The organism is Kaistia defluvii (assembly GCF_040548815.1).
GTDB classification, from domain to species: Bacteria; Pseudomonadota; Alphaproteobacteria; order Rhizobiales; family Kaistiaceae; genus Kaistia; species Kaistia defluvii_A.
On sequence record NZ_JBEPSM010000001.1, the window covers coordinates 1118724 to 1138055 of the forward strand.

Genomic DNA, 19332 nt, shown 5'->3' on the forward strand with positions numbered 1-19332 from the left:
TCTTCGTCAGGCGTCTACGGGATTGGTCGTGCGGTCTACGGCAGCGCTGCCATCGCTGCCGTCGTGTTGGGGCCTTGGCAGCGTGATACGCACCATGGCCCCGCGCCCCCCTGTGGCGACGGCGGGCGAATCGAGCAGATCGAGCTGCCCGCCATGTTCCTCGATAATCTTGCTGACGATGGCGAGGCCGAGGCCGGTGCCCTTCTCGCGCGTCGTCATGTAAGGCTCCAGCAGGCGATGCCGGTTTTCATGCGGCAGGCCGATGCCAGTATCGATGAATTCGACGACGTTGAAATCGCCTTCGACGCGGCCGCGCACCGTGATCTTCGCGCCCGCCGCCTCTTCCGGCGGCAGCGCCTCGATCGCCTCGGTCGCGTTCTTCACGAGATTGGTAAAGGCCTGCGAGATCAGGCGCGGGTCGAAGCGGCCGATCAGCGGCTCCTCGGGAAGCTGCATCTCGAAGGTAATGTCGGGATTGCTGACTTCCATCAGGAAGACAGCCTCGCGCGCTGCTTCACCGAGATTGCGTTCCTCGAAGGTCGGCTTCGGCATCCGCGCGAAGGACGAGAACTCGTCCACCATGCGGCCGATATCGCCGACCTGGCGGATGATCGTGTCGGTGCACTGGTCGAAGATCTCGCGGCCTTCGACGATGTGCTTGCCGAAGCGGCGCTTGAGGCGCTCGGCCGAAAGCTGGATCGGAGTCAGCGGGTTCTTGATCTCATGCGCGATGCGGCGGGCGATGTCGGCCCAGGCGGCGCTGCGCTGCGCCGAGACGAGATCGGTGATGTCATCCAGCGTGATGACATAGCCATGCTCGGCCGTATCGGATTCCTCGGTCGTCACACGGACATTGATGGTGCGCTCGCGGCCGTCGCGAACCACGGAAACCTGATCGCGGTGCTCGGCGCGGTGCGGCTCGTTCAGCGATGCCTCGACGACATTCTTCAATTCCGGCACGACGTCGATCACCGACTGGCCGATCGGGACGCTGTCGTTCAGGCCAAGGAGACGCATCGCGCCGCGATTGGCGATGGTGACAAGGCCATGCGCGTCGGTTCCAACCACGCCGGCGCTGACGCCGGCCAGCACGGCCTCGGTGAAGCGGCGGCGGCTATCGATCTGCTCGCTGGCGGCGACCAGTTCATGCCGCTGGTTGCGCAGCTCGGTCGTCATCGTGTTGAAGGTCTGACCGAGCGCGCCGAGATCGCCATCGGCGCTACGGAACGGCACATGCACTTCGAGATTGCCACGGCCGATCTCGTCGGCGGCGTCGATCAGGCGGCGGATCGGCGAAACCAGCCGGTTGGCAAAGCCGATGCCGAGCCAGACCGCCGAAAGCAGGACCACGAGCGCCAGGCCGAGATAGAGCAGGCCGAAAGCCACCTGAACGCCCCAGCGGGTCGCCTCCAAGTTCTTGTATTCGTTGACGCTCGCCGTCGTCTCGGAGATGTAGCGGATGACCTTTGGGTCGATCTCGCGCGTGATGTAGAGGAAGACGTCGGTGTAGTTCGTCAGCCGGGCAATGGCGCCGACGACGTTGGTGGCGCCCGGCGCGATCAGGATGGGTTCGTTGCCGGACTTGGCGGCACGGGCCAGCGCATCGGCCGGCGGCGGCAGGTAGCCCGTGGAAAACTGGAAATTGGCCTGGGCGATCAGCGAGCCGTCCGGCTTGACCAGAAAGACGCCGGGAATGCCGCGAAGGGCCGCCATGGAGTTCATGAAGGCCTGGAAGCGATCCGGATTCTGCTCCAGCAGCGTCTGGGCTCGCTCGAAATCCGACTTCAGCCCGAGAATGTCGACCTTGAGCGTGCGGGCATGCTCCTCCGCATAGGCCTGGGCGATCGACAGCGAGGTCTCGACGATGGCGCGCGTGCGCTCGGAGAACCAGTGATCGAGCCCGCGGTTGAGCGTGATCGAGGCGACCACGGCGATCAGGATCGCCGGCACGACCGCCACAATGCTGAACAGGCCGACGATGCGGATATGCAGCCGCGCCGCGGCGCGTCCCCGCCGCCGGGCGCGGATCAGCAGCGCGACTTCAAGGCATAGCTCGATGACCAGAAGGCCGGTCAGCACGCCATTGACAGCGAGCGCCCAGAACACGACCTGCTCGGTCGGCTGGATCGGCGTCAGGCCCATCAGCAGGAAGAAGCTGAAGCAGGCGCAGGTCAGCGCCAGGATGACGGTGATGTAGCCCGCGGCGCGCACAGTGAACCGCCGCCGGCGGCGTTCGTAATCCTGGGAAATGGGCGCGGCCTGTTCGAGGGTCGCGATCACGTCGCGCTTCCTTCGAGTCGAGAAGCCTGTCCGATTCTAGTGCAGCAGTCTGAGCCCTTCATGGGCCGGACCGTGGGACCGAATTGCAACAGCAATGTGGCGAGCGGGCAACAGGGGCGCCCGCTACGCGCGTTTTCAGCGCGAGTTCCGGATCACCTGAACGTCGAGATCGCGGATCTTCTTACGCAGCGTGTTGCGATTGACGCCGAGAAGCTCGGCCGCCTTGATCTGGTTGCCCCGCGTCGCCGCCAGGGCGGTGCTGATCAGCGGATATTCGACGTCGCGCAAAATGCGGTGATAAAGGCCCGGCGGCGGCAAGCCATCGCCAAAACCGTGGAAATAGGTCGACAGATGCCGCTCCACGGAGCTCATCAGCGTGTCTTCCATTTCCGAACCATTGGTCGCGAGCGCTGCCGCCGGCTGGTCCAGCTCCGCGTCGATGATGTTCTCGGTGATGGTGTCCTGGGGATAGAGCGCCGCCAGACGGCGGATCAGGTTCTCCAGCTCGCGCACGTTGCCCGGCCAGCGATAGCGCTTCAGCCGCTCGACCGCCGCCGTCTCGATCTGCTTGTGCGGCAGGCCTTCCTTCTCGACGAGCGCGAAGAAGTGCCGGACCAGATCGGGAATATCCTCGGACCGTTCGCGCAGCGCCGGCAGGCGGATCGGCACGACGTTCAGGCGGAAGAACAGGTCCTCGCGGAACAGGCCCTGATTGATCAGGATCCGCAGGTCCTTGTTGGTAGCGGCGACGATGCGGACATCGGTCTTGATCGGCGTGCGCCCGCCGACGGTGGTGTATTCGCCCTGCTGCAGCACGCGGAGAAGCCGCGTCTGCGCCTCCATGGGCATGTCGCCGATTTCGTCGAGGAACAGCGTGCCGCCCTCGGCCTGCTCGAAGCGGCCGGCGGAACGCGCCTGCGCGCCGGTGAAGGCGCCCTTCTCGTGGCCGAACAGTTCGCTCTCGATCAGGTCGCGCGGGATGGCGGCCATGTTGATGGCGACGAACGGCCCGGTGCGGCGCTTGCCATAGTCATGCAGCGCGCGCGCGACCAGTTCCTTGCCGGTGCCCGACTCGCCGGCGATCATCACCGTCAGGTCGGTCTGCATCAGCCGCGCCAGCACGCGATAGATGTCCTGCATGGCAGGCGACCGGCCGACCAGCGGAATGTTCTCGCTGCCGTCGTCGATCCGCGCATCCTTGCTGCGCAACTTCGGCTCGGCCAGCGCGCGGCCGACGATCGAGATCAGTTCCTTGAGGTCGAACGGCTTCGGCAGATATTCGTAGGCGCCGCGCTCGGAGGCGCGGATCGCGGTCATGAAGGTGTTCTGCGCGCTCATGACGATGACGGGGAGTTCCGGCCGCGCCCGCTTCACGCGCGGCAGCAGGTCGAAGGCGTTCTCGTCCGGCATCACCACGTCGGTGATGACCAGGTCGCCCTCGCCCTGGCTGACCCAGCGCCAGAGGGTGGCGGCGTTGGAGGTCAGCCTGACTTCATAGCCGGCGCGCGACAGGGCCTGATTGAGAACCGTGCGGATCGCCGCATCGTCATCGGCCACGAGGATGGTGCCGCTCGCCATATCAATCATCCTTGTCTGCGGGCATAGCGCCCGGGAAAGCCGGCATCAGCACCCGGAAGGTGGTGCGGTTCTGCTGGGAGTCGCATTCGATCACGCCGCCATGATCGCCGATGATCTTGGCCACGAGCGCGAGCCCAAGGCCGGTGCCGTTGGTCTTGGTGGTGACGAACGGGTCGAAGAGATGTGGAAGCATGTCGGCCGGCACGCCCGGCCCGTTGTCGCGCACCGAGAATTCCAGCGGCAGGGTGACGCGATTGGTCGAGCCCGGTACGGAAAGGCGGATGCCCGGCTTGAACGCGGTCGAAAGCAGGATCTCGCCGTCATCGTCATTGCCGATCGCCTCGGCCGCGTTCTTGACGAGGTTCAGGAACACCTGCACCAGCTGGTCGCGATTGGCGTAGACCGGCGGCAGCGACGGGTCATATTCCTCGACGATGCGGATGTTGCGGGCGAAGCCGGACTGCGCCAGCCGCTTCACATGCTCCAGCACAACATGGATGTTGACCGGCGCGCGCTCGACGGGGCGCTCGTCGGAGAATACCTCCATGCGGTCGACCAGCTTCACGATCCGGTCCGTCTCGTCGCAGATCAGCCGTGTCAGCGCCCGGTCGTCGTCATCGACCGAGGTTTCGAGCAGCTGCGCCGCGCCGCGAATGCCGGAAAGCGGGTTCTTGATCTCATGCGCCAGCATGGCGGCGAGGCCCGTGACCGAGCGCGCCGCGCCGCGATGCGTCAGCTGGCGGTCGATCTTCTCGGCCATCGTCTTTTCCTGCAGCAGGACGACGACGGAGTTGGGCCGCTCGGGCACCGGCGAGGCATAGATGTCGACGATCCGGTCGCTGCCATTGCGCGGCGTCCCGACATCGACGCGATATTCGTTGACGGCGGCGCCACGCGAGCGCACCTGCTCGATCAGCGCCAGCAGCGGGCTGCCAAACGGCACGAAATGCTCGATCGGCTGCCGGCGGAGCACGGCGATCGACGCCTGGAAGAAGTCCTGCGCCGCGCTGTTGGCCTCGGCGACATGGCCCGCGCCATCGATCATGATGATCGGATGCGGGAGCGCGTCGAGCAGGATCGACGCCGATCCATTGGCGTTCGCGATGCCGGCGTCGATGGGCGCCAAGTTCTTGTTCACGCGGCTCTCCTCAGTTCGGCTTCGCCGAGATGCTTGCGCAGAAGCGAGACCACGCGTTCCGGCTGATGTTCCGTCATGATGGCGAGGCGAGCCGACGGCTCGATGACATCCGTGCCGAGCGCTTCCAGCGTCCAGCTCAGATGCTTGCGCGCATTGCGCACGCCGAGAATCGGGCCATAGAGCTGGATCATCTCCTCGAAATGACCGACGACCAGATCGATCAGCGCGTCGCCGCGCGGCGGCTCGGGCATGATGCCGGTCGCCGCGAAGCGCGCGAGATGGCCCGGCATCCAGGGCCGGCCGTAAGCGCCGCGCCCGACCATGACGCCATCGGCGCCCGACTGGTTCAGCATCGGCGCCAGGCTCTCGGGACTCAAGCAATCGCCATTGGCGATGAGCGGGATCGAGATCTCGGCCTTGACGGCGGCGATCGCCGCCCAGTCGGCGGTGCCCTTATAGAACTGGCAGCGCGTGCGGCCATGCACGGTGATCATCGATACGCCGGCATTTTCCGCGCGGCGCGCGAGTTCCGGCGCGTTGATCGTCTTGTCGTCCCAGCCAAGCCGCATCTTCAGCGTGACGGGCACCGGACTGGCGCCGACCGTCGCCTCCACGAGCGTCAGCGCGTGATCGAGATCGCGCATCAGTGCCGAGCCGGAATAGCCTGTCGTCACGCGCTTGGCGGGGCAGCCCATGTTGATGTCGATGATGTCGGCGCCGGCGTCGGCCGCGGCGCGCGCGCCCTCGGCCATCCAGTGCGCCTCGCGCCCGGCAAGCTGCACCACATGCAGCCCGTCGCCCGTCGCCTCGGCGCGCATCGCGGTCTCGGCATTGCCATTGGCCAGTTCTTCGCTGGCGACCATCTCGGAAATCACCAGCCCGGCCCCGAACGACGCCGCGACCCGCCGGAACGGCCGATCGGACACACCGGACATCGGCGCGAGAAGAACGCGGTTGGCGATCGTCACGCTTCCAATGCGGAGAGACTCGGCAAGGCGGGCAGTTGGGTTGGGCACGTCAGGCAATTGATTACCGAATAGGCATAGGATCAGTTGCCCACATATTAGTCAGGGATCGGCGGACGGCAAGAGACTTGTTGCGTTGCGAAGTGGAATCTCCGATCCATGCGGACCAAGTCGTGCCGGGATCCGACCGATCCCGAAAACAGCCAGGATCCCTCCCGCATGAGCGAAAACGTGCCTCTTCCCCGCGTCGCAGCCCTGATCGTGGCGGCCGGGCGCGGCATTCGCGCCGGTGGCGAGGTGCCCAAGCAATATCGCAAACTGGCCGGCCAGGCGATCCTGCGGCGCACGGCGGCGCGCTTTTTGTCACATGCGCGCGTCGATGACGTTCTCGTCGTCATTCACGCCGACGATGTGGCGCTTTACCAAGCGGCAGTGGCAGGCCAGGACCGCCTGCTGCCCTTCGTCACGGGCGGCGCGACGCGACAGGAATCGGTGCGGCGGGGACTCGAAGCGCTGGCCGAGCGCGGGATCACCCATGTGCTGATCCATGACGCGGTCCGGCCCTTCGCGTCCCCTGCCCTGATCGACCGTGTCATCGATGCGCTTTCCGAAGCAGATGCCGTGCTCGCCGCCTCGCCGGTCACCGACACGCTGAAGCGCGCCGATGCGGCGGGCATCGTTGGCGATACCGTGCCGCGCGAAGACCTCTATGCCGCCGAGACGCCGCAGGCCTTTCGCCTCGCCACCATCCTCGAGGCGCATCGCCGCGCCGCCGATGCGCGGGAACCCTTCACGGACGATGCCGGCATCGCCGAATGGGCCGGCATCCCGGTCCAGATCGTGCTGGGGGAGCGCTCCAACATCAAACTGACCCTGCCGGAGGACATCGAGATGGCCGATACGCGCCTGCGCATGGAAGAGAGCCTGAGGGTTGGCGAAACCCGCGTCGGCACCGGCTACGACGTGCATTCCTTTACCGAGGGCTCGGGCGTCTGGCTTGGCGGCATCGAGATCCCGCATGACCGCAAGCTGTCGGGCCATTCCGACGCCGACGTCGCGCTGCATGCGCTGACCGATGCGGTGCTTGGCGCCATCGCGGACGGCGATATCGGCGATCACTTCCCGCCCTCCGATCCGCAATGGCGCGGCGCGTCCTCGGACCGGTTCCTCGCTTTCGCGGTGGAGCGCGTTCGCGCCCGCGGCGGCGCCATCGTCAATCTGGACCTCGCCATCATCGCCGAGGAGCCCAGGATCGGCCCGCATCGCGACGCCATGCGCGCCCGGATCGCCGAGATTGCCGGCATCGGACCCAACCGGGTCGGCGTCAAGGCGACGACGAACGAGAAGATGGGATTTGTCGGCCGCGGCGAAGGCATCGCGGCGATCGCGACGGCCACGATCCGCCTGCCCTTCACGGAGGAAGACGCATGACCGACCTCACGCCCCTGCTAGGCCAAGCCCAGGCGCTGATCGAACTCTGCACCGCGCGCGGCCTGAAGATCGCCACCGCCGAATCCTGCACCGGCGGACTGATCGCCGGCGTGCTCACCGAGATCTCCGGCTCTTCCGCGGTGGTTGATCGCGGCTTCGTCACCTATTCGAATGCCGCCAAGGCCGACATGCTCGGTGTTCCGAAAGGGCTGATCGAGCGCGTCGGCGCCGTCAGCCAGGAAGTGGCGCTCGCCATGGCGGCCGGCGCGCTGGCGAAGTCCAAAGCCGACCTGGTCGTCGCCGTCACCGGCGTCGCCGGTCCGACGGGCGGCTCGGCGGAAAAGCCCGTCGGCATGGTCCATTTCGGCGTGATGCGGCGCGGCTCGCCCGCGCGCCATGCGGTGCATGTCTTTGCCGGGCTCGACCGATCGGGCGTCCGGTTTGCCACCGTCGTGGAGGCGCTAAAGCTGCTGCGGGAAGAAGCAACGGCGGAAGCCTGAACTAACGGTTTCCGGCGTCACCATTCATGACCTGCGGAACAGGCTGAAAAAGCGCTGTGATCGCTAGGTGCTGAGCTGAGGCACGACGCCATAGACAGCATCGGCGCGCTTCTCGAAAGCGTCGGCGAATTTGCGGAACGCCTTGTCGAAGACCGTGCCCATCAGCGCCGACAGCGTGCGCGAGCGGAACTCGTAATCGATCGCGAAATACACGGTACTGTGGCCGCCATCGACGGCCTTGAACGTCCAGACATTGTCGAGATGCTTGAACGGGCCGTCGAGATATTCGGCGCGGATGGTGCCGGCCTTTCGGTCCAGCACGACCTTGGTGGTGAAGGTCTCGCGGATGAACTTGTAGGCGACGGTCATGTCGGCGATCAGCACTTCGCGATCGCCATCCGGCTTGCGGCCGCGAATGACCAGCCGCTCGCAGAGCGGCACGAAGAGCGGATATTTCTCGACGTCCGATACCAGGGCGAACATCTCCTCGGCCGTATGGCCGACGCGACGCTCGGTCGTGAAGCTGGGCATATCCGGATCAGCCCTGGTGCTGGGCCTGGCGGGCCGAACGCAGGCGATCGAAATCCTCGCCGGCGTGATGCGACGAACGCGTCAGCGGGCTGGACGAAACCATCAGGAAGCCCTTGGCATAGGCGATCGTCTCGAACGACTTGAACTCCTCCGGCGTGACGAAGCGCAGAACCGGGTGGTGCTTGCGGCTCGGCTGCAGGTACTGGCCGATGGTCATGAAATCGACCTCGGCGACGCGCAGGTCGTCCATCAGCTGCAGGATTTCATTACGCTCTTCGCCAAGGCCGACCATGATGCCGGACTTGGTGAACATGTTGGGATCCAGTTCCTTCACCCGCTGCAGCAGGCGCAGCGAATGGAAGTAGCGGGCGCCGGGGCGCACCTTCAGATACTTGGACGGAACCGTCTCGAGATTGTGGTTAAAGACGTCGGGCCGAGCCTCGACGACGACCTCAAGCGCGCCGGGCTTGCGCAGGAAATCCGGGGTCAGGATCTCGATGGTCGTGCCGGGCGCGGCGCGACGGATCGCATAGATCACGTCCGCAAAGTGCTTCGCGCCGCCATCGGCCAGATCGTCGCGATCGACGGAGGTGATCACGACGTGCTGCAGGCCAAGCTTGGCGACGGCTTCCGCGACCTTCTCCGGCTCCGCCATATCCAGCGCTTCCGGCATGCCGGTGCGGACGTTGCAGAAGGCACAGGCGCGGGTGCAGGTGTCGCCCATGATCATGAAGGTGGCGTGCTTCTTCGACCAGCACTCGCCGATATTCGGGCAGCCGGCCTCCTCGCAAACGGTGACGAGGCCGTTCTTCTTCACGATCTCCTGCGTCTCGCGATAGACGGGCGAACCCGGCGCGCGCACGCGGATCCAGTCCGGCTTGCGCAGCAGCGGCGTCTCCGGGCGGTTCACCTTTTCCGGGTGCCGGGGCCGAAGGTCCTTGCCGGGGCGCGTATCGAGAACGACGACCATGGAAACTCCGATCTTCCTTACGCGCGGCGCAGGAGGCTGAGCAGGAACAGCAGAACGATCGCGCCGACGGTCGACACCACCAGGCTGCCGACGAACCCGGCGAAATGGATGTTGAAGGCGGCGGCAAGCGCCGCGCCGATCCAGGCGCCAATCAGGCCGACGATCAGGTTGATGAGCAGGCCGTGGCGGCGCTCCATGACGCGGGAAGCAATCCAGCCGGCAAGGATGCCGATGAGGATCGTCGCGAAAATGCCGACACCGTTCATGTTGAGCCCTGCCCGTTCGTGTTCCAGCACATATGGTGGAAGAGCCTGCGCAACACCAGCTTTGTGTTGCGCATGGCCGTTATGCGATTACCCGCGCCAGCGACACGACGATGACGGCGCCGATCGCCGCGATGACGACCTGATTGACGAAGTCATAGCCGAAATCGATCGGCACATTGAAGTAGCGGACCAGGAACCCGCCCACCACGGCGCCGATCAGCCCCGTGATGATGTTGCGGAACAATCCGCCGCCGCCGACCACGATGCTGGCCAGCCAGCCCGCGATCAGGCCGATGGCCACCCAGATCAGGATCGTTTGTCCGTCCATTCAGTCAACAAGCTCTTTCGTCATTCCGGCGAAGGCAAGCAGCCTTCAATGCATCTTCAGTCAACCGCCCAATGCAACTTCTCTATCCATCATCGAGCTCTCTCGTCATCCCGGCGAAGGCCGGGATCTATTCCTCAACCGCGCCGCCGGTGCTTATGGACCCCGGCCTTCGCCGGGGTGACGACGAGCAGCCGTCAGTTCATTGTCAGTCAACCGCGCAGTGCAACTGCTCTATCCACCCTCGAACTCTGTCGTCATCCCGGCGAAGGCCGGGATCCATCCCTCAACCGCGCCGCCGGTGTTTATGGACCCCGGCCTTCGCCGGGGTGACGACGGAGCCAGCGTCAATCCATCGTCAGGGGGTAGAGGTCGCTCCAGTCCGGATTGAATTCCTCAATCAGACGAATCTTCCAGTCCCGTTGCCATTCCTTGAGCTGCTTTTCCCGACGTATGGCGCCTTCCATCGTGTCGTGCATCTCGAAAAATACGAGGACCTTCGTTCCGTAGCGCTTCGAAAACTCCTCGACCATTCCTTCTCGGTGCTACCATGTCCTGGCAGCGAGGTTACTCGTCACGCCGATATAGAGCGTTCCATACCTCTGACTTGCCATGATGTAGACGCAGGGGCGCATTCTCATTGCCCCCGCGTCTTCGTGCCGCCCTAGATGTGGATCGCGCGGCCGTAGGCCGAGAGCACGCTCTCGTGCATCGTCTCGGACAGGGTCGGATGCGGGAAGACGGTGTTGATCAGCTCTTCTTCTGTGGTCTCCAGGTTCATGGAGATGACGAAGCCCTGGATCAGTTCGGTCACTTCCGCGCCGACGAGATGGGCGCCGAGCAGCTGGCCGGTCTTCTTGTCGAACACCGTCTTGACCAAGCCCTCGGGCTCGCCGAGCGCGATCGCCTTGCCGTTGCCGATGAAGGGGAACTTGCCGACGCGCACGTCGTAGCCGGCTTCCTTCGCCTTCTTCTCGGTCAAGCCGACAGACGCGATCTGCGGGTTGCAGTAGGTGCAGCCCGGGATCTTGGCCTTGTCCATGAAATGCGGGTGCAAGCCGGCGATGGCCTCGACGGCGATGACACCCTCATGCTCGGCCTTGTGCGCCAGCATCGGCGGGCCGGCGACGTCGCCGATCGCCCAGATGCCGGGAACATTGGTCTTGCCGACGCCGTCGATGACGACGCAGCCGCGATCCGTCTTGACGCCGAGCTTCTCCAGACCGAGGCCCTCGATGTTGCCGACGACGCCAACCGCCGAGATCAGCTTCTCGGCCGAGATTTCCTGCGACTTGCCGTCCGCGGTCTCGATCGTCGCCGTGACCGAATTGTCCGCCTTGACGACCTTGGTCACCTTGGCGCCGGTCAGGATCTTGATGCCCTGCTTCTCGAAGCGCTTGCGAGCATGCGCGGCGATCTCTTCGTCCTCGACGGGGAGGATCTGCGGCAGAACCTCGACGACCGTGACCTCGGAGCCCATCGTACGATAGAACGAGGCGAACTCGATGCCGATCGCGCCGGAGCCCATGACGAGCAGGGTCTTCGGCAGCGTCTCGGGGATCATGGCCTCGAAATAGGTCAGGATCAGCTTCTTGTCCGGCTCGATGCCGGGCAGCGCGCGCGGGCGGGCGCCGGTCGCGATGATGATGTTCTTCGCTTCATATTCGCCGGCGCCAAGGGCGTTCTTCGGCGCGGGATTGGGCTTGCCATAGGCCTCTTCCGGCGCCGGCTTGACGACGACCTTGCCGGGCGCCGCGATCTCGGCGACGCCCCAGATCACGTCGACCTTGTTCTTCTTCAAGAGGCCGGTGACGCCCTGGTTCAGCTGGGCGGCGACACCACGCGAACGCTTGGTGATCGCCGACATGTCGGCGCTGAATTTCTCCACCGACAGGCCGTAATCCTTGGCGTGGTCCATGTAGTGGTAGACCTCGGCCGAGCGCAGCAGCGCCTTGGTCGGGATGCAGCCCCAGTTCAGGCAGATACCGCCGAGATGGGTCTTCTCGACCACGGCGACCTTGAGGCCGAGCTGGGCGGCGCGGATGGCGGCGACATAGCCGCCCGGGCCGGAGCCGATGATGATGACGTCGTAGGGTGCGGCCATGTTCGTCTCACTGCGCGTTGAAGGTCTTGCGGCCCCCTCCTCACGGGGAGAAGGGAGCCGGAACGACGGTGCCGGCTACACCAGCATCGCCATCGGCTTCTCGATATAGCCCTTGAAGGCCTGGAGAAGCTCGGCGCCCAGCGCGCCATCGACCACGCGGTGATCGGTCGAGAGCGTGACCGACATGATGGTCGCGATCTTGATCTCGCCGCCGCGCACGACCGGCTGCTGGATGCCTGCGCCAACGGCGAGGATCGTCGCATGAGGCGGGTTGATGATCGCCGCGAAGTCCTTGACGCCGAACATGCCGAGGTTGGAGACCGAAGTCGTGCCGCCCTGGTATTCTTCCGGCTTCAGCTTGCGATCGCGCGCCCGCTTGGCCAGGTCCTTCATCTCGTTGGAGATGGTGGACAGCGACTTGGCATCGGCGTTGCGCACGACCGGCGTGATCAGTCCGCCGGGGATCGAGACGGCGACGCCGACATCGACGACCTTGTGCACGAGCATGCCGCCATCGGTCCAGGAAGCGTTGGCGCCCGGAACCTTCTTCAGCGCCAGAGCCATGGCCTTGATGACCATGTCGTTGACCGAGATCTTGTAGACGGGCTTGCCGTCCGCATCCTTCGGCGCCGAGCCGTTGATCTGCTCGCGAAGCGCCAGCAGCGCGTCGAGATCGGTATCGACGGTGACGTAGAAGTGCGGAACGTTCTGCTTCGATTCGGTCAGGCGGCGCGCGATCGTCTTGCGCATGTTGTCATGCGGCACGAGCTCGTAGGAGCCCTGGGCGAACAGCTTGAGCGTCTGCGCGTCGGTCGGGCCGGAATGCGCCGGAGCCGCCGTTGCGGCGGCGGGAGCCGGCGCGGCAGCGGCGGCAGCCGGTGCAGCCTTGGCGGCGCCACCCTTCTTCGCAGCTTCAACGTCGGCCTGCACGATACGGCCATGCGGGCCGGAACCGGCCACCTTGGCGATATCGATGCCGGCTTCCTTAGCGATACGGCGCGCCAGCGGCGAGGCGAACACGCGCTCGCCCGACGAAGCGGCAGGAGCCGCTGCCGGAGCCGCCGGTGCGGGCGCAGCCACGGGTGCGACGGCAGCCGGTGCGGGTGCAGCCGCCGGAGCCGAAGCGGCGGGTGCCGCTGCGGCGGTCGGAGCCGCTTCCGGCGCAGGAGCGGCCTCGGCCGGCGCGGCGCCGATGGCGCTCGCATCCTCGCCATCCGCCAGAAGAACGGCGATCAGCGCATTGACCTTCACGCCCTGCGCGCCTTCCGGCACCAGCAGCTGGCCAACGGTGCCTTCATCGATGGATTCGACTTCCATCGTCGCCTTGTCGGTCTCGATCTCGGCGATGACATCGCCCGACTTGACCTTGTCGCCAACCTTCACGTTCCACTTGGCGAGGTTTCCCTCTTCCATGGTCGGCGAAAGCGCGGGCATCAGGATATTGATCGGCATAAAGCACCTATTGGCGTGATTCTGGCGTGCCCAGGTCTAACGGACGGTCCCATTCGGAATCGAAACTGGACTTGATCGCGTCAAGCGCCTGCCCTTCCGAGCAGACGCCGTCCGTTTCGAATCCACGCGCTACCTGACGTGCGATGTCGACCAGCAGGATACCCCACGTGGCCGGATCATCGAACGCTGTCCGGAAGCTGACGTCCAGACCTTTGTCGACGATCCAGGCGCGGAACACTTCCGCTGCATCTTCCGATTCCAGGGCGCCGGGCGGAATTTCAAGCTCGCGTTTGTGTCCGGCCATGGCGCTACCGATACGTTACGGCTTTGACGGCCGCGACGACTTCGCCGACATTCGGCAGCGCAAGCTTCTCGAGGTTGGCGGCGTAGGGCATCGGAACGTCCTTGCCCGTGACCTTCAGGACCGGCGCGTCGAGGAAATCGAACGCCTTTTCCATCAGCTCGGACGCGATGTGCGAGCCGATCGAGTTCTGCGGCCAGCCCTCTTCCACCGTCACGCAGCGGCCGGTCTTCTTGACCGACTCGATGACCGTGTCGATGTCGAGCGGACGCAGCGTGCGCAGGTCGATGAGCTCGGCGTCGATGCCCTGCTCGGCCAGTTCCGCCACGGCCTTGGTCGCATAGGTCATGCCGATGCCGAACGAGACGATGGTCACGTCCTTGCCGACCTTGTGGATGCGCGCCTTGCCGATCGGCAGGACGAAGTCCTCGATCTGCGGCACGTCGAAGGAGTGGCCGTAGAGGATCTCGTTCTCGAGGAAGATCACCGGATTGGGATCGCGGATCGCCGCCTTGAGCAAGCCCTTCGCGTCGGCGGCCGTGTAGGGCACGACGACCTTGAGGCCCGGGATGTGGCTGTACCAGGACGAGTAATCCTGGCTGTGCTGGGCGCCCACGCGGGCTGCCGCGCCGTTCGGACCGCGGAAGACAATCGGCGCGCCGAGCTGTCCGCCCGACATGTAGAGCGTCTTGGCGGCCGAGTTGATGATCTGGTCGATCGCCTGCATGGCGAAGTTGAAGGTCATGAACTCGACGATCGGGCGCAGGCCGGCCAGCGCCGCTCCGGTCGCGAGACCGGCAAAGCCGTGCTCGGTGATCGGCGTGTCGATGACGCGGTCGGCGCTGAATTCCTGCAGCAGGCCCTGCGTGATCTTGTAGGCGCCCTGGTACTCGGCGACTTCCTCGCCGATGACGAAGACGTCGGGATCCCTGCGCATCTCTTCCGCCATCGCATCGCGAAGTGCTTCGCGGACGGTGGTCGAGACGAAGGTGGTGCCTTCCGGAATCGCCGGATCGGCCGCGACCTGGATCGCGATCGGGGCGGCGGCAACCGGGGCAGCAGCCGCGGCCGGAGCCGGCTTTGCCTCGGCGGCGGGCTGTTCCGCAGCGGCCGGAGCCGCCTCAGCCTTCGGCGCGGCCTGCGCGCTCGCGGCGGCGGAGACGTCCTCGCCGTCAGCCGCAATCACGGCGATCGGGGTGTTGACCTTCACGTTCTCGGTGCCTTCGGCCACGAGAAGCTTGGCGATCGTTCCCTCGTCGACGGCTTCGACTTCCATCGTCGCCTTGTCGGTCTCGATCTCGGCGATCACGTCGCCGGACTTGACGGTATCGCCTTCCTTCTTGAGCCACTTGGAGAGCGTACCCTCCTCCATGGTCGGCGAGAGGGCCGGCATCAGAATATCGATGGGCATGGCTGTCTCCCGGCCTTACTTCAAAATATCCGTCCAGAGCTCGGATGCATCCGGCTCCGGATCGTTCTGGGCGAATTCCGCCGCGTTGTTCACGATATCACGCACCTCGGCGTCGATCTTCTTCAGATCGTCCTCGGTGGCCCATTCCTGCTGCAGGAGACGGGTGCGGACCTGCTCGATCGGATCGTGCTCGTTGCGCATCTTCTGGACTTCGTCCTTCGACCGGTACTTGGCCGGGTCGGACATGGAGTGTCCACGATAGCGATAGGTTTCCATCTCGAGGATGTACGGACCCTTGCCGGCGCGGCACCAGGCAACGGCCTTGTCGCCGGCTGCCTTCACGGCCCGGACGTCCATGCCGTCCACCTTCTCGCCGGGAATGTCGAACGAGACGCCGCGACGGGAGAAGTCGGTCTGCGCGGAGGAGCGCGACACGGACGTGCCCATGGCGTAGCGGTTGTTCTCGATGATGTAGACCACGGGCAGCTTCCAGAGCTGCGCCATGTTGAAGCTCTCGTAGACCTGGCCCTGGTTTGCCGCGCCGTCACCGAAATAGGTCAGGCAGACCTTGTCGTTCTTGCGATAGCGGTTGGCGAAGGCGAGGCCGGTGCCGAGCGACACCTGGGCGCCGACGATGCCGTTGCCGCCGAAGAACTGCTTCTCGATGGAGAACATGTGCATCGAGCCACCCTTGCCGTGCGAATAACCGCCGCGCCGGCCGGTGAGCTCTGCCATCACGCCATTCGAATCCATGCCTGCAACGAGCATGTGGCCGTGATCGCGATACCCGGTGATCGTCTGGTCTTCACCGGTCCGAATCGCCATCTGCATGCCGACAACGACAGCTTCCTGCCCGATATAGAGGTGACAGAAGCCGCCGATGAGGCCCATGCCATACATCTGGCCGGCCTTTTCTTCGAAACGGCGGATGAGGAGCATCTCGCGATAGGCGAAGAGTTCCTGCTCCTTGGAGAAATTTTCAACAGCGGTCGGCCTTGCCGATTTTACCGTTGCAGTCTTCCGTCCGGCGGCCGGCGCAGATTTGCTGCCGACTTTCGCTTTGGCTACGGCCATGCCTTGTTCTCCGGGGCGTGTCCCAAACTGAGCGGGACGTTATCCGAAGCCAACCGTCATTCCAAGATGCAGCGCAAGCATCGGAGCCATGCGTCAACTACATGACTTGATTACAAAAATTGTAATGAACTGAAATTCGGTTCATCGCAATTCCAGCCGTGATCGCAATGCTGCGGGGTCTATTGCGATGCAGCAATGCTGATCACCAACTCGTCTGCCTGGACGACATTGAGCTTGGCACGGGCCCTCTCGTCGATCATGTCGGGATCGAGACTCTCGGGCCGGAGCAGCTGCGCGCGAGCCACCAGAGAGAGGCGGTTCGCCTTCAGTTCCGCCAATTCCTTTTCCAGGACAATGGCTTCCCGCTCCATTCGCTCGCGCGACCAGATACCGTAATCGCCATTGAAGGAATGGTAGGCGAAGTAGCCCATCACGGCGAGCGAGCCGAGTGGAAGGATGAGCCGCCGAAGCTTGGAATGCTTGCGCTGTCGAGTGGTCATGAGGGAATCTGAACGCGGTGCAACATGATTGATAAAGGATGGGCCAAGACGATTAACGCGGAGTTTCCGGCCCGCTCGCGGCGCTGAGAAAGCCGTCAAAAAGCGTTTTGGCCTGTTGCATCGGGCTTTTCCCCAGCTCGCTGGCCCGCCCTCTTCCGTCTCACCGGCGATCTGCCGCAGGTTGCATGCGACGGCGTGACCGCGCGCATGACGGTCTTCAAAATAGAGAATCCTTGGCTATTGGGCCCACTCGCGGTATGGGAGGGCCAACTCGCATTCCGCATGATCCTTCACCGCTCGCGAACCGTTTGCGCGCGACCCGGAATGCTTCTCCAATTTCAGGCCTTCGCCCACCATGGTATCGCTCGTCCAGAATCCAGCCCTCGCACGCGCCCTCGCGGAAAAGGGCTATGAAACGCTTACCCCCGTCCAGACCGCTGTCCTCCAGGATAGCGTCGGCGAAAACGATCTCCTCGTCTCCGCGCAGACCGGCTCCGGCAAGACGGTGGCCTACGGCCTCGCCTTTGCCTCGACGCTTCTGGGCAATGAAGAACGCTTCGGCCCGGCCACCGAGCCGCTGGCCCTCATCATCGCCCCGACGCGCGAACTGGCTCTGCAGGTCCAGCGCGAGCTGATCTGGCTCTATGGCCCGGCGGGTGCGCGAATCGCCTCCTGCGTCGGCGGCATGGACGTCCGCCGCGAAGCCCGCGCGCTGGAAATGGGCGCGCATATCGTCGTCGGCACGCCGGGCCGCCTGCGCGACCATCTGGAGCGCGGACGCCTCGACATCTCCAAGCTCAAGGTCGTCGTGCTCGACGAGGCCGACGAGATGCTCGACCTCGGCTTCAAGGAAGATCTGGAGCTGATCCTCGACGCGTCGCCGAAAGAGCGCCGCACAATGCTGTTCTCGGCCACGCTGCCGCGCGAAATCGTGCGCCTGGCCAAGCAGTATCAGCGGGACGCCATCCGCATCGACACGATCGACCAGAGCCAGCCGCATGGCGACATCGAATATCGTGCGCTGCGCGTTGCGCCGAACGAGATCGACCACGCCGTCGTCAACGTGCTGCGCTATTTCGACCAGCCGGCAACGCTCGTCTTCTGCTCGACGCGTGAATCGGTTCGCCGCCTGCATGCAAGCCTTCAGGAGCGCGGCTTCGAAGTCGTGGCGCTGTCGGGCGAGCTCAGCCAGGGCGAGCGCATGCATGCGCTGCAGGCTCTGCGCGACGGCCGCGCCCGTGTCTGCGTCGCCACCGACGTCGCCGCGCGCGGTCTGGATCTCCCGGATCTCGGCCTTGTCGTCCATGCCGACCTGCCGACCGGCCCCGCCATCCTGCTGCACCGTTCGGGCCGTACCGGCCGCGCCGGCCGCAAGGGTATTTCTGCCCTGCTCGTTCCCTACACCAACCGCTCCAAGGCGCTGCGCCTGATCAGCGCCGCCGGCGTCGACGCCTACTGGACGGCCGCCCCGTCGGCCGACGAGGTTCGCGCCAAGGATCAGGAACGCCTCCTCGAGAAGGCCATGGTCTCCGAGCCGGCTTCCGAGGAAGACATGGCGCTCGCGACCGAACTCCTCACCAAGCGCACGCCGGAAGAAATCGCCGCCGCGCTGATCCGCCTGCACCGTTCGCGCCTGCCCTCGCCCGAGGATCTGTTCGATCCCGGCCAGCAGCAGGATCGCGGCGCACGCGACGCCAAGCCCCGCCGCCAGGACAGCCCGCGCAGCGAGCGCAGCGATCGTTCCGACCGCGATGCGCCCCGTGGCGAGCGCCCGCCCCGCGCCCCGCGCGACGCCAGTGACGGCCAGTGGCCGACCAGTGGTCCCGGCAGCGAGAACGGCCGCGTCGAGCGCCCGCAGCAGGACATGGTCTGGTTCCGCATGAGCATCGGCCACCAAAAGAACGCGGATCCGAAGTGGCTGCTGCCGCTGATCTGCCGTCGTGGCCACGTCACCAAGAACGAGATCGGCGCGATCAAGATCTTCGAACGCGACACGCGCTTCGAGATCGTCGCCGAGGCGGCCGAGCGCTTCACCGTCGCGCTGCGTCGCGGTGGCGAGGAAGAGATCCGCATCGAGCCGGCTGACGGCGCGCCCGTCGGCGGCGCCGGTGCCCGTGGCCCCGGCAAGAAGCCGACCCGCCGCGCTGGCTTCAAGCCCGGCGGCGCCGGCGGCAAGCCCGGTTTCAAGCCGGGCGGCAAGCCCGGCTTCAAGAAGCGCGAACGCAACGACGGCTAAGCGCTTCTTTCGCTATGGAATCATGGGGCCCGCGACATCGTCGCGGGCCTTTTTCGTTGGACTTCTATCGGGGGGGGGCGTTGGGCTTTGTCCGGGCCTCCTCACCTCTCTCGGAGGGGGAAGTTGGCGGAAACCCGCCCTCAACATGCTGAGGAGGCCCGGAGGGCCGTCTTGAAGCACGCAGAGCGGTCCCGCCATCAAGAGTTGCACTCCGGCCGGTGCGTCCTTCGAGGCTTCGCTGCGCGAAGCGCCTCAGGATGTTGGAGGTCG

At 65.2% G+C, this 19332-nt stretch carries 18 protein-coding genes; 3 read left to right on the forward strand and 15 right to left on the reverse strand.

What is annotated here, in order from left to right; all coding sequences use genetic code 11:
- Nucleotides 1-6: 6 nt before the first annotated feature.
- The 4 genes from ABIE08_RS05285 to dusB form a co-directional block, all read right to left on the reverse strand.
- On the reverse strand, nucleotides 7-2280 hold the full coding sequence (locus ABIE08_RS05285) for a sensor histidine kinase NtrY-like (RefSeq protein ID WP_354549275.1): 2274 nt from the start codon (nucleotides 2278-2280) through the stop codon (nucleotides 7-9).
- Between the two features lie 135 nt (nucleotides 2281-2415).
- On the reverse strand, nucleotides 2416-3858 hold the full coding sequence (gene ntrC, locus ABIE08_RS05290) for a nitrogen regulation protein NR(I) (protein ID WP_266332426.1): 1443 nt from the start codon (nucleotides 3856-3858) through the stop codon (nucleotides 2416-2418).
- 1 nt (nucleotide 3859) lies between these two features.
- Nucleotides 3860-4984: a two-component system sensor histidine kinase NtrB gene (locus ABIE08_RS05295; RefSeq protein ID WP_354551579.1), complete on the reverse strand. Its 1125-nt coding sequence runs from the start codon at nucleotides 4982-4984 to the stop codon at nucleotides 3860-3862.
- 8 nt (nucleotides 4985-4992) lie between these two features.
- Nucleotides 4993-6045 (reverse strand): tRNA dihydrouridine synthase DusB, encoded by a 1053-nt coding sequence (dusB, locus tag ABIE08_RS05300; RefSeq protein WP_436409538.1) that lies wholly within the window; start codon nucleotides 6043-6045, stop codon nucleotides 4993-4995.
- Between the two features lie 135 nt (nucleotides 6046-6180).
- On the opposite strand from dusB, the gene ABIE08_RS05305 reads away from it, so the two are divergent.
- A complete protein-coding gene (locus ABIE08_RS05305; protein ID WP_354551581.1) occupies nucleotides 6181-7392 on the forward strand; it encodes a bifunctional 2-C-methyl-D-erythritol 4-phosphate cytidylyltransferase/2-C-methyl-D-erythritol 2,4-cyclodiphosphate synthase in 1212 nt (403 codons plus the stop codon).
- Nucleotides 7389-7892: a CinA family protein gene (locus ABIE08_RS05310; RefSeq protein WP_354549278.1), complete on the forward strand. Its 504-nt coding sequence runs from the start codon at nucleotides 7389-7391 to the stop codon at nucleotides 7890-7892. Before ABIE08_RS05305 ends, ABIE08_RS05310 begins: the two co-directional genes overlap by 4 nt.
- Before the next feature lie 63 nt (nucleotides 7893-7955).
- Here the strand turns inward: ABIE08_RS05310 and ABIE08_RS05315 are convergent, their stop codons facing one another.
- From ABIE08_RS05315 to ABIE08_RS05365, 11 genes are all read right to left on the reverse strand, one after another.
- On the reverse strand, nucleotides 7956-8423 hold the full coding sequence (locus ABIE08_RS05315; protein ID WP_354549280.1) for a type II toxin-antitoxin system RatA family toxin: 468 nt from the start codon (nucleotides 8421-8423) through the stop codon (nucleotides 7956-7958).
- A gap of 7 nt (nucleotides 8424-8430) precedes the next feature.
- Nucleotides 8431-9393: a lipoyl synthase gene (gene lipA, locus ABIE08_RS05320; RefSeq protein WP_354549282.1), complete on the reverse strand. Its 963-nt coding sequence runs from the start codon at nucleotides 9391-9393 to the stop codon at nucleotides 8431-8433.
- Nucleotides 9394-9410: 17 nt separating this feature from the next.
- The gene (locus ABIE08_RS05325) at nucleotides 9411-9659 is read right to left on the reverse strand and encodes a GlsB/YeaQ/YmgE family stress response membrane protein (protein WP_354549284.1); all 249 of its coding nucleotides are present in this window, start codon (nucleotides 9657-9659) and stop codon (nucleotides 9411-9413) included.
- A gap of 79 nt (nucleotides 9660-9738) precedes the next feature.
- The gene (locus ABIE08_RS05330; protein WP_354549285.1) at nucleotides 9739-9987 is read right to left on the reverse strand and encodes a GlsB/YeaQ/YmgE family stress response membrane protein; all 249 of its coding nucleotides are present in this window, start codon (nucleotides 9985-9987) and stop codon (nucleotides 9739-9741) included.
- Between the two features lie 344 nt (nucleotides 9988-10331).
- Nucleotides 10332-10517 carry a hypothetical protein gene (locus tag ABIE08_RS23605; protein ID WP_436409503.1) on the reverse strand — a complete coding sequence of 62 codons (186 nt, stop codon included), beginning with the start codon at nucleotides 10515-10517 and terminating at the stop codon, nucleotides 10332-10334.
- 131 nt (nucleotides 10518-10648) lie between these two features.
- Complete coding sequence (gene lpdA / locus ABIE08_RS05340; RefSeq protein WP_354549287.1) at nucleotides 10649-12088, reverse strand: dihydrolipoyl dehydrogenase; 1440 nt, start codon at nucleotides 12086-12088, stop codon at nucleotides 10649-10651.
- 75 nt (nucleotides 12089-12163) lie between these two features.
- Nucleotides 12164-13540 (reverse strand): pyruvate dehydrogenase complex dihydrolipoamide acetyltransferase, encoded by a 1377-nt coding sequence (locus ABIE08_RS05345; protein ID WP_354549289.1) that lies wholly within the window; start codon nucleotides 13538-13540, stop codon nucleotides 12164-12166.
- 7 nt (nucleotides 13541-13547) lie between these two features.
- Nucleotides 13548-13844, reverse strand: a complete 297-nt coding sequence (locus ABIE08_RS05350) for a DUF5076 domain-containing protein (protein WP_354549290.1) — start codon at nucleotides 13842-13844, stop codon at nucleotides 13548-13550.
- A 4-nt stretch (nucleotides 13845-13848) separates the two neighbouring features.
- On the reverse strand, nucleotides 13849-15252 hold the full coding sequence (locus ABIE08_RS05355; protein WP_354549292.1) for a pyruvate dehydrogenase complex E1 component subunit beta: 1404 nt from the start codon (nucleotides 15250-15252) through the stop codon (nucleotides 13849-13851).
- 15 nt (nucleotides 15253-15267) lie between these two features.
- Nucleotides 15268-16326 (reverse strand): pyruvate dehydrogenase (acetyl-transferring) E1 component subunit alpha, encoded by a 1059-nt coding sequence (pdhA, locus tag ABIE08_RS05360; RefSeq protein WP_354549294.1) that lies wholly within the window; start codon nucleotides 16324-16326, stop codon nucleotides 15268-15270.
- A 179-nt stretch (nucleotides 16327-16505) separates the two neighbouring features.
- Complete coding sequence (locus ABIE08_RS05365) at nucleotides 16506-16826, reverse strand: FtsB family cell division protein (RefSeq protein WP_354549295.1); 321 nt, start codon at nucleotides 16824-16826, stop codon at nucleotides 16506-16508.
- A 355-nt stretch (nucleotides 16827-17181) separates the two neighbouring features.
- Here ABIE08_RS05365 and ABIE08_RS05370 point away from each other — a divergent pair, with 355 nt between their 5' ends.
- Nucleotides 17182-19062 (forward strand): DEAD/DEAH box helicase, encoded by a 1881-nt coding sequence (locus ABIE08_RS05370; protein WP_354549297.1) that lies wholly within the window; start codon nucleotides 17182-17184, stop codon nucleotides 19060-19062.
- Nucleotides 19063-19332 lie beyond the last annotated feature (270 nt).

What these genes read in the sequence shown, in the direction of transcription:
- ntrC (WP_266332426.1), bottom strand. Translation starts at nt 3,858, where the DNA reads ATGGCGAGCGGCACCATCCTCGTGGCCGATGACGATGCGGCGATCCGC.
- ABIE08_RS05305 (WP_354551581.1), top strand. Translation starts at nt 6,181, where the DNA reads ATGAGCGAAAACGTGCCTCTTCCCCGCGTCGCAGCCCTGATCGTGGCG.
- ABIE08_RS05310 (WP_354549278.1), top strand. Translation starts at nt 7,389, where the DNA reads ATGACCGACCTCACGCCCCTGCTAGGCCAAGCCCAGGCGCTGATCGAA.
- ABIE08_RS05315 (WP_354549280.1), bottom strand. Translation starts at nt 8,423, where the DNA reads ATGCCCAGCTTCACGACCGAGCGTCGCGTCGGCCATACGGCCGAGGAG.
- lipA (WP_354549282.1), bottom strand. Translation starts at nt 9,393, where the DNA reads ATGGTCGTCGTTCTCGATACGCGCCCCGGCAAGGACCTTCGGCCCCGG.
- ABIE08_RS05325 (WP_354549284.1), bottom strand. Translation starts at nt 9,659, where the DNA reads ATGAACGGTGTCGGCATTTTCGCGACGATCCTCATCGGCATCCTTGCC.
- ABIE08_RS05330 (WP_354549285.1), bottom strand. Translation starts at nt 9,987, where the DNA reads ATGGACGGACAAACGATCCTGATCTGGGTGGCCATCGGCCTGATCGCG.
- ABIE08_RS23605 (WP_436409503.1), bottom strand. Translation starts at nt 10,517, where the DNA reads ATGGTCGAGGAGTTTTCGAAGCGCTACGGAACGAAGGTCCTCGTATTT.
- lpdA (WP_354549287.1), bottom strand. Translation starts at nt 12,088, where the DNA reads ATGGCCGCACCCTACGACGTCATCATCATCGGCTCCGGCCCGGGCGGC.
- ABIE08_RS05345 (WP_354549289.1), bottom strand. Translation starts at nt 13,540, where the DNA reads ATGCCGATCAATATCCTGATGCCCGCGCTTTCGCCGACCATGGAAGAG.
- ABIE08_RS05350 (WP_354549290.1), bottom strand. Translation starts at nt 13,844, where the DNA reads ATGGCCGGACACAAACGCGAGCTTGAAATTCCGCCCGGCGCCCTGGAA.
- ABIE08_RS05355 (WP_354549292.1), bottom strand. Translation starts at nt 15,252, where the DNA reads ATGCCCATCGATATTCTGATGCCGGCCCTCTCGCCGACCATGGAGGAG.
- pdhA (WP_354549294.1), bottom strand. Translation starts at nt 16,326, where the DNA reads ATGGCCGTAGCCAAAGCGAAAGTCGGCAGCAAATCTGCGCCGGCCGCC.
- ABIE08_RS05365 (WP_354549295.1), bottom strand. Translation starts at nt 16,826, where the DNA reads ATGACCACTCGACAGCGCAAGCATTCCAAGCTTCGGCGGCTCATCCTT.
- ABIE08_RS05370 (WP_354549297.1), top strand. Translation starts at nt 17,182, where the DNA reads ATGGTATCGCTCGTCCAGAATCCAGCCCTCGCACGCGCCCTCGCGGAA.